The following is an 11,598-nucleotide window of genomic DNA, read 5'->3' as shown; positions in this document are numbered from 1 at the left end:
CAGACCCGGCTAGGTGTTTGATCCCACGGTTTGATGGTGCGATCCTTTCGTTGGAATGGAAGGAGGCTGTATGGGACAAGTACGTCATGGATGCGCCACGACCGCGCACGCCGTCCGAGCAGCAATACAGCGATCGCAAGCTTCGCTCTCGACGCTGAGCCGTGAGCTGGCGATGAACCCGAAGACGGTCGCGAAATGGCGCAAGCGAGCAACCGTTGAGGACCTGAAGACCGGGCCAAAGGCCCCTCATTCAACGACCTTGTCCGAGGCGGAGGAGGCGATGATTGTAGCGTTCCGGCGCCACACGCTGCTGCCGCTCGACGACTGTCTCTATGCGTTGCAGCCGCCGATGCCGCACCTGACGCGGTCAGCGTTGCATCGTTGCCTGCAGCGTATGGCACTCCCGCCTGCCCGACATCGAAGGCGACAAACCGAAGCGGCAGCGCTTCAAGCGTTATCCGATCGGCCCCTTCCACATCGATATCGCCGAGGTCCAGACCGCCGAAGGCAAGCTATACCTGTTTGTTGGCATCGACCGCACAAGCAAGTTCGCCGTCACGCAACTGGTCGACAAGGCCGATCGCCGGACAGCGTGGGAGTTCCTCGAACACCTGCTGAAAGCCGTATGGGAGCACCGCCACCGGAGGTCGCTGCTCAAGCCGAGATGAATGGATGTCCGATTGTAGGGCTGGACTCGGGCGCGTTGAGCGTCTGCAAGTGGGTCTCTTACGCGTCTTAACCGGCCGCCGACTATCCCGCGATATGCGATGGGCTGCCACGTCTCATCGCACATTTCTGTCACGTTAACGCGTTAGCATTCAGGTGGGGGTACTCGCGGGGGTGCTTACGGCCCGCCTTTCGAAATCGCGAGCAAATCCAACTTGCTGAGGTACGCCGTGGGTGCGAAATCATCCTGCCCCCGCAACCATTACGCCACATATACCATACCCCGCCCTCCAGGGCGGCGTCGGCGTTTGGGCAATACCCCATCAGCGATGCCACACTCGCAACCACCTCAGCCTCTGGGCCATCCGGCGTGCCCTGGCGGCTTGATCCCGTACCGCAGGGTCTTCCAGCATAGTGCGCAGGCACCAATCAGCTGGTGAGCAGAGGTCGAGGATGCCCCCAGTAGCGTTCCAGAGGCAACGACTCGCGCGCTCGGCTGCGTTGCGTGGATGAGTGTTCAGCTTTGCGAAGGGCTGTTCGATCGGGTTGAAGTCTGGGCTCGACGGCAGGAGATAGAGAAGACTCGCGAAGACAACTCATCTCATCTCGCATATTGTTGGCGTCCGGCCTATGACCTCATGCCCGAAAGAATAGCGGCGCGGCGCAGGATTAGACCGAACCGGGGCTCAGCGGCTTGTCGCTGGGGCGCGTCCGGAAGGGATCGAAGCCTTCTGGAATACCTCGGTTGAGCGGTTGAGGCAGGATGCGACCGACCTTGTTCGCTGCTGCGATTACATCAGGTGCGCTGCGAACCGCCTGCTCGACCGGTTTGATCAACCGGTCGAGTGGCGTGACGACCAAGTCCGCGCTCACCGGCTGCACGAAGCGCAGCGCCCAGTCGCGGCTGGACAGATCGGCCAGCCGCGACACGACCAGCGCGCGTGCGCCCGCGCTGTCGCCGCGGCAAAGATAAAGGTCCATCGCCGTGCCGGGCATCAGGGCCTCGGTCAAAAAGACATTGGCCGCCGCCCGCTGTGCCGCGTCCTTGCGGCCGAGCCGGTGCAGGGCACAGGCCCGCCACGCCTCGACCTGCAATGTCGCCGATCGATTGACGCTGGGCCCCAGGCTCTTGGCGCGGGCCAGGAACAGGTCCGCCCGCTTCACGACCTCGGGCCAATCGGTCTGAAGCGATGCCAGCGTCAGATAGGCTCCGTCGATGTTCAGCGCGTTGCCCTGATCGTCGGTGGGCATCGCGGCGGCCACCTTCGCCAACAGCTCGCGCGCTTCGGCTTCACGACCCTGTAACAGCAGGGCGCGCGCGACGATCGGGGCAAGGAACTCGGCACCTTCCTGTTGCTCCGCATCGGGATCGGGGCGTACCCGGTCGAACATCGGCAGGAAGAGCGTGGTGATTGCCTTGTACGCCTGCACGCTCGCCAGCTGCCGGGCATAGGGGGCGGCCGTCTCGAAGCTGTCGGCCGTTTGCCAGTCGGCGCGCAATTCCTCCAGATAACGGCGGCTCTGGCCGGCCAGATCGGAGCCTGCCCAGTCGGCGATGCGGGGCCACAGGTCCGCATAACCCCGATCGATATATATGGTCAGCAGGTCGTTGGGGTCCCCGATGGCCGACACGGATGCCGCCGCGTCTTCCGTGCGCTGGTCGCGCCATGCCTCGCGCGTTCGAGCCAGCGCGGCGTGCGACCGGTCGGGCGCCACGCCGGTGCTGAAGCCGATCTCGGCCAATCGGGCGTTGAGCCGGTCCGCGCGCACCCGGTCGCCAATGTCCACCAGACGCCCCGCCAGCGCCATGATCATGTAACGATCGGTCATCCGCGCATAATCAGGGGCCACACGGCTGACCTCGATCCACAAATCCGCCGCACGCTGCGGCGAACCGGAAAAGGTGAAGATGCCGGCAGCCACCAGCTTGGGGCGTGGATCGTCGGGTAGCAGGCGCAGTGCCTCCTCGATCGCGGCCACCGCCGGTCCCGCATCCTTCTGATTGGCCAGCACACCGGCGCGGACGGTCTGCACCATGCCGCGCAATGGCGTCGGGCGCGGCAGCTTGGCGAGGACCATGTTCAGGCGGGCCAGATCGGGCGTTCGGCTGGATATGGCGGATGCCGCTTCAGCCATGACCGCCTGGTCTCCGGCATCGGTCGTCATCGCGAGCGGATCGGCCAACTGCGCTGCCCCCGGAGCCGCCATCGCCAGCAGCAACACCATCGCCGACGCCCGAACAACCATGCCATTCCCCCTTCTGGACCTGTCCGGTCCCCTTCGCCCCGATCACCGATGTGACATGCCGTGGCGCTGGCCGCCAGCCAAAGATGGCGCATGTCGGCCGTAAATCCCGCTGCACTATGCCAACGCTATGTCATTGCCGGAAATCGATCTCGAATTGCTATGCCGCGGTCGATAGCTGGAGGGCCGTAACAAGGATTATGGCATGGCGGCGTGGCATCGGTCGCGGCGCGCCGACGTCGGTCTGCGCGCCACGGGACTTCTTCTCGGCTCCCTGAGCTATGTGGCGTTCGCACGACTGTTCGCGCTGCATTCGGCGTCGGCGGGTATCCTGGCTTACGGGCTCGCCACGATCGGCTTCATGGCGGGGAGCAGCGGCAGCGCGCTCGCCTTGCTCGGGCGTCATCTGTTCGACGAGGTCGAGATCGGAACGCGGTGGCAGCACCGCGCCGTCGCCAGCCATTTCCCACAATCGGAGACTATACCCGCAATGGATATGCCGGAACCGGTCATGCTGGTCGTCGGTCGCGATGTCGATGGCGACTGGACCGTAAGCGACAGCGTGGGCGGAGTGCTCGGTCGCTTTGCTTCGGCGCAGGCGGCGCAGCGTTTTGCCGAGGCGGAACGGCGCGGCCGGTCCTCCGTGACGGTCGCCACCTCAGCGGGGAGCCCGCGCCGGATCGACGGGCGACTGAGCCTCGGCTCGGCGGGGCAGGCCTCGCGGGCGGGCATCGCGCGTGGCTAGACTGCCGCCCCGTTTCTGGGGCGCTGTCCTCCTGGCCGCGTCGGTGGGTTCGACGCTGGTCCACCGCACGGTCTATGAAGCGGCGCGCCACGGCCCGGCACAGGTTGCGGAGTTCGGCCTGGCGCTGTTGACCTTCATTCTTGCGGGCACCGGCGTGCTGCTGCTGATCCATGGCGGGCGGCTGTTCGCGCCCGTCACTCCTCCGACCGGTCCAAGTTCGTCTGGATCGGCCTGACCGACCCGTACGCCGAAGAGATCGAAACTCTTCAGCGGTATACCAGCTGAATCCTCTGGCGACCGGAGGACCCACTGAAGGGTGGCGAGCGGGCTGCGCGACCTGTCGTCCTCGGTGATCGAGTGAAGAGCAGCGAGCTGGTGTGATCACCCGCCAGCTCGCCGCCTGGGCTGCGATACTGGCGGTTCCGCAAGGTGCGGTGGTTGTGCGGTTTTCAGAACGTCAGCCGCATCGCTTTGCCGGTATAGGTCACCGTCTTCGTCGCGGGCCGCTCTGCGACGCCGCCCTCCGTGCCGGGCTTCACGACGACGATGTTCAGTTGCCGGGTCGGCACCATGCCGGGGAACTTGCCGGTGCGTGCGCCGATGGTCAGCGTGCGACGGGCATCGTCCCATGCCAGCTCGTAGGTCGCACGCTGGCCCCGCTCATAGGCATAGGTCTCGTTGTCGTCCTCATAAAGGGTGAAGCGGCCGTTCGCGCCGGGATAGACGCGGATTTCATACGGCGCTTCGGGTTTCTCGGTCGCATATTGCTGCACCGGGCCCATCGGCAGGATCGCACCCGCGCGGACATAGAGCGGCATGATGTCGAGGGGGACGTCACGCGACACGTCCCGGCCGCCCGCCAGTCGAGCGTTGGTCCAGAAATCATACCAGTCGCCGCCTGCGGGCAGATAGGTCTGCACCGCCAGCTGCGGCCGCTCGCTGGCGCGGGCGGTCACGCGGGCCAGTTCGTCGGGCCGCCGCCATGCAAAGCGCAGGTCGCGCTGGCCGTCGCCCTGATAATATTCGATACGGATCGGCACTCGCTGGCCCTTGCGCAGCGTCACCTTCGCACCGCGATACCGCGACGCGCCACCCGTCCAGTCGTCGACCAGCTTGCGACCGTCGACGAACAGCCGCACGCCGTCGTCGCCCTGCAGGCCGAGTTCATATTCGCCGTCCTCGGGCGCCTCCAGCATACCCTCCCACCGCGCGGAGAAATCACTCAGGCCGGTCAGGCCGGGCGGCAGCGGCTGGAGCGGGGGCTCCGGCCAGCTCTTGTCGATGATCGTGTCGACGACGCGACCGGCGGGCTTGTCGAAATTGCGGCCCTGGAAATACTGGCCTGCCAGCCCCGGCTTGCCGTCCATCGTCGACAGTACGGAGGCGGGCACCGTCGCGGCGGGTTCCGGTTCGACATGGTACATCGCCCGCGTGACCGGATGGACCAGCAGCGACCCGCCGAACATGAAGGCGTCCTTGATGCCGTGCACCCGCGCATCGTCGGGGAAGTCCATCGCCAGCGGGCGCATCATCGTATAGCCGCCCGAGGTCACCTGCCATCCCATCCCGTAAATATAGGGCAGCAGGCGATAGCGCAGGTTCGTCGCGCCCAGCAGCGAGGAATAGACCTGCGGGTCGATCGTCTTGAAGATATAGGGCTCGCGCTCGATGTCGGTGCCGTGCACGCGCATCAGCGGGTTGAACGTCGCATATTGGAACCAGCGCGCGAACAGTTCGCGATAGGCGGGATTTCGGGCGCCGCCATTATAGCCGCTGACGAAGAAGCCGCCGGTATCCTGCGTCCAATACGGATTGCCGGTGACGGTGACGTTCACCCCGCCCGCGATCTGATGGCGCAGCGTTTCCCAGCTGGCCTGGGTATCGCCCGACCAGGAGGTCGCGGCGGTCCGCTGTGCCCCCGCCCAGGCCGATCGGGTCAGGGTCAGCGCCCGCTTGTCGCTCGTCGCCCGCTGCCCCTCATAGGTCCCCAGCGTCGTCATCAGCGTATAGGCGTTCAGATAGCGCGAAAAGTCGCCCATGGCGTTGCGGCCCAGCGACTTGATGTCGTCGACTGCCGCCTTGGCGTCGTGCATCGCGGTGCTGACCTCGACTTCGGTCCCGTCCATCCACAGCGCGTCGACGCCTTTGTCGAGCAGCCCGGATTTGGCATATTTGAAGTAGATCTGCCGCCCCAGTGGGCTGAACGCGTCATAAATCCGCGCCTTTTTCGAAATCCAGTGCAGCGGTGCGAAGCGAAGGCCGTGCTGGTCCAGTTCCTTGCCCAGCGCGGTATCGTCGCCGACCGAAGGCCAGATCGACACCATCAGCTTCATGTGCAGGTCGTGGATGCGGCGAATCGCGCCGACCGGATCGGGAAAGCGGGTCTTGTCCCACGTCATCCCGCTCCAACTGCCGTCGTTGCCGCCCCAATATTGCCAGTCCTGGACGATGTAATCGAGCGGGAAGCGCTCGCGCCGGAACGTCTCCGCCACCTCGACCAGGCGGGCCTGCGTCGTGTAGCGCTCCTTGCTCATGAACAGGCCGAAGGCCTGCTTGGGATACATGGGCGCATCGCCGGTCAGCTTGCGATAGGCCTGGACCACGCCGTCCATCGTGTCGGCGCCCATGAAATAATAATCGACCCCGCCCGGCGCATCCTCCGCCCAGAGCCGCGTGCCGCGCGCATCGTCGGCAAAGCGCATGTGGGAATAGGTATCCCACATCACCCCGTAACGGCGGTTCGACACCATGACCGGGATGATGATGCCGATATTGGTCTGGACGAGGTTCAGCTCGGTGCCGCGCCGGTTGATCGCCCCGTCGTCGGTGAAGCCGAAACCATAGATCGCCTCGTCCGGGGCCAGGCGGAAACGGTTCTCGACCTCGTAGCTGGGGTCCTTGGCGCTGGTGATCGGCTTGATGCTCTGCGGGGCGGCAGGGTCCTCGCTCGTGTACAGCCGACCGGCCGCGTCGAGGAAGCGGACAGCGCCGGTCGCCTTGTCGATCGCCACGCGGAGCCGGGCGCTGGCGATGGTCAGCGTCCCGGCGTCATCGGCCAGGGTGAAGTCGGTATCGGCCGGGGGCGCGACGACGACGATGCTCTTGGCGGTCCAGTGGTTGCGGCCCAGATTGGCGTTCACGCGCACGGTCGACGGACCGTAGAACAGGATGGTCTTCGACACCCCGTTCACGCGGACCTGCACGCCGTTGCGCAGCCGGGTATAGGCAAAGCCCTGAGCGGGCACGGCGCCGACCGCTATCGGCTGGCCATGTTCGTCCAGCGCGGTCGGCAGTAACGGGGCAGGGGCCGGCGCCTGAGCCGCGCCCGCCTGAGCGACGGCCGGTACGTTTGCCGTAAGCCCCGCCATGCCTACGCCGATGAACAACGCCGTTCGATATAGCCCATGCCGCATATTCGTCTCTCCCGTGACCGCCCTCTGATCCGTTGCCGATCCGACAGGCCGGTTTTCCAAACCACCGGATCACTCGACCTTTTGTCGGACTTAACGCAGGTGATATCGTATCCGTCCGCAGGCGCAAGAGGGGATGTGACGCTCGGCTGATCTGGCGCGTTTTTCTCTCGCCCCTATGTCCGGTGAGGTGCGCAAAGCTCTGCGGGACACCGGCCTAAACAGCACGTGATTCACCGGTGCACCGCTCAGCGCCCTCGCGGCCAAGACCTCCAGCGGGGCAGCCTGTTACAGAGCGAAACCGTCGATCTCGCGCGTCACCACGGGCCGCGTTGATGCTCCACAATCGCGACCGGCTTCATTCCATGGCGTCGCCATGGCTGTGCACATTCAGGGCAGCGATAGCATCCACAGGCAGGACCCGCCGGTGACGAACAATCGCCTCTGATCGGCGTCGAACGTACAGTTGCTGCACAGCCCCGGTGTCGGCACGGTGGCGAGATGGCGTCCGGCGTCGTCGAAGATCTCTACCCCCGCACTCGAACTGCTCCATAGCCAACCGCGCCGGTCGACCGTGAAACCGTCTGGAATCCCCTCTGCCACCGTGGCGAAGCGGCGGCGGTTGGACAGCGCCTCGCCGTCCCAGTCGAAGGCGAAGATCGCGACCTCGCCTTCGCCATGTTCGGGCGTTTGCGATGCGTAGAGGATGCGGCCGTCCGGTGAGAAGGCCAGGCCGTTGGGCTGGGCCATGTCGACCATTCGCCTTGCCGCGCCATCGATGCCGATCCGGCATATCGCGGTCCGCCCGCTTTCGCTGTGGCCGGGCACGCCCTGTTTCGGATTTTCCATGCCGAAGGTCGGGTCGCTGAACCAGATCGCGCCATCACCAGCGACGATCAGGTCGTTGGGCGCGTTCAGGCGTTTGCCCTCCGCGTGGCGAGCGATCACGGTCGCGACGCCTGTCCCGTCGGACCGACTGATCGCCCGACGACCATGTTCGCAATGCACCAGCGTGCCGTCGGGTAGCACGGCGTTGCCGTTGGTGAACGGGGTCGCGTCGAGCAGCACGTCCACCGCCCCGTCCTCGCGCCAGCCGAGCACGCGGCGGCCGACGATATCGCTCCATACCAAAGTCGCCTCGCGCGGCCACCATATCGGCCCCTCGCTCCAGCTCGCCTGATCGTACAGCGTGACGAGGGAGGCCCCGCCCAGCACCGCGCGCGCTTCATCACGGTGGATGCGGGGCGGGGGCATGTCGGTCGACGCGGGCGGGCCGGGTTGGCGCAGCCGTGCCGGGGTCAACAGCGCGGGCTGCATCGTCTTGTCGGTCATGCCCCGAACGGATCGCGCGTCTGCGCGGCGGGCGAGGTAGCGAACTGGATCATGATCTGCAGGCACGGTTCGTCGCCGATCTGGCCGGAGCGATGCCCCTTTTCGTCCGTCGTGCCCTGGTCCTGGCCGAAATGGATATCGCCTGGCCCCATCTCCACGCGGTTGCCGTCCATCGTCTCGATGAACCAGCGGCCACGCAGCGGGATCACCCATTGAGGCTTGGGACTTTCATGCCAGTCGCCGGTCCAGCCGACCGGCAGGATGGCGAAGTTGATCGCGGCAACCTCACCGGGGAAGGGGCGCATCCATTGCGGATCGGCTCCGCCGCCCACGCTCTTCATGCCGAACCCCGTCATGCGGGACAGGTCGATCCGGCTGGTGCCGTCGAGTTGGGTCCACATGTGTAGGAACGGCAGGACCGGCGGCTGGTCGGCGTCGCTGCCGTCATTCGGCAGGGGTGTCTGGGTCGGAAGATCGGTCATTCCTGTCTCCTGATCGGCTGCGGAAAACGCCGCGAAGGACGCGCATGGTTTTCGCGCGTTCGTTCAACGACGCGAAGGCGATGCGGTTTCGCTCGGAACATGTCGGAGTTTTCGAGGCTGTGGTTGCGCTTGCGAGGTGAGGGGCGCAGCACTTCCAACCGTCACCAAGGTACTTTCAGAAACAAAACGTAACACCGGCTGCGCGGAACGCTGACTGACACGAAACCCTTTAAGTCGGCGATCGCGCCTGACCCTCTGGCGCTGCGGCGCACGGGGACAAAATGGCTTTTTCCATCACCATCATCGGCATGGGGGCATGCGGTGTCGCCGCCTTTGCCGAGGCGACCATCCGGCTTGCGGCGGCACCCATTACCGGCATCGAACTGCACCTCGTGTCGCGGGAGGAGGACATGGGGCCCGGACTGGCGTTCGGGACCGACCAGCCGGGGCATCTGCTCAACACGGAGTCGCGGCTGATGGGACTATATGCGAACGAGCCGGCCCATTTCCGCGAATGGCTCGCCGAACGTCGGCCACTTGACCCGGACGGTGTCGAATATGCGCCGCGGGCGGAATATGGCGAATATATCCGCCAGGTCGTGGCCGATGCCTATCGCCGCGCCGACGCGGCAGGCGTGCCGGTGCATGTGCATCGCAGCGAGGCGGTCGCGATCGAGGGCAACCGGGATACGGCGCTCATTCGCCTGCGCGACGGAAGCGTCGTCGAGAGCCACTATACGCTATTGGCCATCGGCACGCCCAAACCGATCCGGTTCGAGGATCTGGAGGACCAGCCGGGCTATTTCGATTTCCCCTGGCCCGCCCGGCGGTTGCGCGACGGGATCGGCGCGGAGCAGGACGTGATCGTCCTGGGCAGCAGTCTGAGCGCGATCGACACCTTTGCGACGCTGATGGACCAGGATCATCGCGGCCAGATCCATTTCGTGTCCAAGGACGGGATGCTGCCGCGGGTCGAAATTCCGGCACCCGAGGATACCTATCCCAGGGTCCATTTCACGCTGTCGCAGATGCGACGCCTGATCCGCGAGCGAGGACCGCGCTTTTCGATCGTCGACCTTTTCCGCCTGTTCCGCCGGGAAGCCGACGAAGCGGCGGCGGCGCAAGGCGAGGAGATCGACTGGCAGGCCGAGGATCGGATGCGGCGATCCGCCCTGGAACTGCTGCCGATCGACATAGCCCGGGCCGACAGCCGCCGCGAGATCTTCCAGCGCATCCTGACCTCGGCCCGGTTCGAGGCATCGGAGATGTGGGACCTGCTGGGGCCGCGCGATCGCGATCGCTTTACCCGGTGGCTTGCCCCGCATTTCGCCACCGCACGCTTCACCATGCCAATGACGAATGCATGTCGGCTTGCCGAAGCGGCCGAGCGGGGGCAGTTGCAAGTCCATGGCGGCGTAGCGAACACGGTGCGCGATGCGGAGAAACCACTGTTCGTCTCCACCCTTGCCGATGGACGGACGGTTAGCGCGCCGGTCGTCGTCAATGCGACGGGCACCGCGATGACGCTGGACGAGATACCCGACGACTTGATCGTACAACTGGCCGAACGACGATGGCTTCATCCGCACCCCTCGGGCGGGATCGAGGCGCATCGCCAGACGGGCGAGGTCATCACCCGCGACCGCGAAGCGCCCCGCCTCTACGCGGTGGGCCAGCTGGTCAACGGCGTGCAGCGCGATACGAACGCGGTGTGGTTCAACGTGCAATGCGCCGAGCGGGCGGTGCAGGACATGCTCATCAAGATCGCAGGGGAAAGCCGATGAACGGAGGCGTGGGCGATGTCCTGACCCAGGTCCTGCCGCTGTTCGGCGTCATCTTGCTCGCCTGGGGCGGGGGGCGGTGGTTGCCATGGGCGTCGAAGCTGATCTCCGCATTGCTGGTCTATGGACTGATCCCGCTTCTGGTCATCGACAAGGTCCTGCGGGCCGAACCCGCCGAACTGGCCGTCATTCCGCCGATGATGTTCGTGGTCGCCGCGCTGATGGCGCTGCCCGCGCATTGGCTGTCGAAGAGACACGGTGACGATTTCGATCCGCAGCTTCTGTCGGCGAGCTTCTCGTTCTTCAACGTCGCCTTCTTCGGCATGCCGGTCGCCAGCGCGTTGTTCGGTGAAGCGGCGGTGTCGACCATCATCTGCGCCTTCGTCGGCACCGCGCTCTATGGCGACACGATCGGCTATTATCGCGTCGCGCGGACCAAGGAGGGGCGTGCCAAGGCCGCGTCCAAGGCTTTGCGGATCCCGTTATTCTACGCGTTCGTCGTGGCCGTCATATTGAAGCTGTCCGGGGTTCAGGCACCGCAATCGCTGCGCGGACCGGCCGACATGGTGTCGACCCTCGTCTCGATCCTTGGGATGGCGGTGATCGGGTTCAATCTGGCCAAGGTGAAGACCGGTGAGACAAACGGACGGGTGCTGGTCCGCATCCTGGCCGTGCGACAGGTCAGCGCGGTGGTGCTGGTCGCGGCTGCCTTGGCGATCGAAGCGCTGTTCGTCGGGGTGCTGGGCCAGCGCGAACAAATCCTCATCGGTCTGATCGCATTGTTCCCCATCGCGGCCAACGTCTCGCTCTTTGCATCGCTGCTCGGCACGCGCGAGAAGGAGGCCGCCACCCTGATCGCGCTGTCGAGCGTGGTGGCGCTGATCCTCGTGACGGCGGCGATCGGGCTGCTGGGGCTGGTCGGTTTGCAGGGCTGACCC

Annotated in this window: 8 protein-coding genes and 2 pseudogenes; 5 read left to right on the top strand and 5 right to left on the bottom strand. The window is 65.6% G+C overall.

The window, feature by feature from the left end; genetic code table 11:
* Window positions 1–70: 70 nt before the first annotated feature.
* Window positions 71–626: pseudogene (locus SOM26_RS02920) on the top strand (transposase family protein); the annotation flags it as partial.
* A 504-nt stretch (window positions 627–1,130) separates the two neighbouring features.
* Here SOM26_RS02920 and SOM26_RS17605 read toward each other — a convergent pair.
* Both SOM26_RS17605 and SOM26_RS02910 read right to left on the bottom strand, forming a co-directional pair.
* Window positions 1,131–1,253: pseudogene (locus SOM26_RS17605) on the bottom strand (IS630 family transposase); the annotation flags it as partial.
* 82 nt (window positions 1,254–1,335) lie between these two features.
* Window positions 1,336–2,913 carry a hypothetical protein gene (locus tag SOM26_RS02910; RefSeq protein ID WP_320451216.1) on the bottom strand — a complete coding sequence of 526 codons (1,578 nt, stop codon included), beginning with the start codon at window positions 2,911–2,913 and terminating at the stop codon, window positions 1,336–1,338.
* Between the two features lie 202 nt (window positions 2,914–3,115).
* On the opposite strand from SOM26_RS02910, the gene SOM26_RS02905 reads away from it, so the two are divergent.
* Both SOM26_RS02905 and SOM26_RS02900 read left to right on the top strand, forming a co-directional pair.
* The gene (locus tag SOM26_RS02905) at window positions 3,116–3,655 is read left to right on the top strand and encodes a hypothetical protein (protein WP_320451215.1); all 540 of its coding nucleotides are present in this window, start codon (window positions 3,116–3,118) and stop codon (window positions 3,653–3,655) included.
* Window positions 3,648–3,890, top strand: coding sequence for a hypothetical protein (locus SOM26_RS02900; RefSeq protein ID WP_320451214.1), 243 nt, complete (start codon window positions 3,648–3,650; stop codon window positions 3,888–3,890). Before SOM26_RS02905 ends, SOM26_RS02900 begins: the two co-directional genes overlap by 8 nt.
* 214 nt (window positions 3,891–4,104) lie before the next feature.
* Here the strand turns inward: SOM26_RS02900 and SOM26_RS02895 are convergent, their stop codons facing one another.
* The 3 genes from SOM26_RS02895 to SOM26_RS02885 form a co-directional block, all read right to left on the bottom strand.
* On the bottom strand, window positions 4,105–7,023 hold the full coding sequence (locus SOM26_RS02895; protein ID WP_320451213.1) for a TIM-barrel domain-containing protein: 2,919 nt from the start codon (window positions 7,021–7,023) through the stop codon (window positions 4,105–4,107).
* A gap of 432 nt (window positions 7,024–7,455) precedes the next feature.
* A complete protein-coding gene (locus tag SOM26_RS02890; RefSeq protein ID WP_320451212.1) occupies window positions 7,456–8,397 on the bottom strand; it encodes an SMP-30/gluconolactonase/LRE family protein in 942 nt (313 codons plus the stop codon).
* Window positions 8,394–8,879, bottom strand: coding sequence for a cupin domain-containing protein (locus SOM26_RS02885; protein WP_320451211.1), 486 nt, complete (start codon window positions 8,877–8,879; stop codon window positions 8,394–8,396). The genes SOM26_RS02890 and SOM26_RS02885 overlap by 4 nt, the downstream gene beginning before the upstream one ends.
* A gap of 281 nt (window positions 8,880–9,160) precedes the next feature.
* Between SOM26_RS02885 and SOM26_RS02880 the strand changes: the two genes are divergently transcribed.
* Window positions 9,161–10,663 (top strand): FAD/NAD(P)-binding protein, encoded by a 1,503-nt coding sequence (locus tag SOM26_RS02880; RefSeq protein ID WP_320451210.1) that lies wholly within the window; start codon window positions 9,161–9,163, stop codon window positions 10,661–10,663.
* Window positions 10,660–11,595 (top strand): AEC family transporter, encoded by a 936-nt coding sequence (locus tag SOM26_RS02875; protein ID WP_320451209.1) that lies wholly within the window; start codon window positions 10,660–10,662, stop codon window positions 11,593–11,595. Before SOM26_RS02880 ends, SOM26_RS02875 begins: the two co-directional genes overlap by 4 nt.
* Window positions 11,596–11,598: the final 3 nt, after the last annotated feature.

The sequence above is a fragment of the Sphingomonas sp. CFBP8993 genome (genome assembly GCF_034044895.1).
Lineage (GTDB): Bacteria > Pseudomonadota > Alphaproteobacteria > Sphingomonadales > Sphingomonadaceae > Sphingomonas.
The sequence above is the reverse complement of the archived record's forward strand: the minus strand, read 5'-3'. Positions and strand labels throughout refer to the sequence as shown.

Bases quoted from the DNA above. Each gene is read 5' to 3' on its own strand.
- SOM26_RS02910 (WP_320451216.1), bottom strand. From the start codon at position 2,913: ATGGTTGTTCGGGCGTCGGCGATGGTGTTGCTGCTGGCGATGGCGGCT.
- SOM26_RS02905 (WP_320451215.1), top strand. From the start codon at position 3,116: ATGGCGGCGTGGCATCGGTCGCGGCGCGCCGACGTCGGTCTGCGCGCC.
- SOM26_RS02895 (WP_320451213.1), bottom strand. From the start codon at position 7,023: ATGGCGGGGCTTACGGCAAACGTACCGGCCGTCGCTCAGGCGGGCGCG.
- SOM26_RS02890 (WP_320451212.1), bottom strand. From the start codon at position 8,397: ATGACCGACAAGACGATGCAGCCCGCGCTGTTGACCCCGGCACGGCTG.
- SOM26_RS02885 (WP_320451211.1), bottom strand. From the start codon at position 8,879: ATGACCGATCTTCCGACCCAGACACCCCTGCCGAATGACGGCAGCGAC.
- SOM26_RS02880 (WP_320451210.1), top strand. From the start codon at position 9,161: ATGGCTTTTTCCATCACCATCATCGGCATGGGGGCATGCGGTGTCGCC.
- SOM26_RS02875 (WP_320451209.1), top strand. From the start codon at position 10,660: ATGAACGGAGGCGTGGGCGATGTCCTGACCCAGGTCCTGCCGCTGTTC.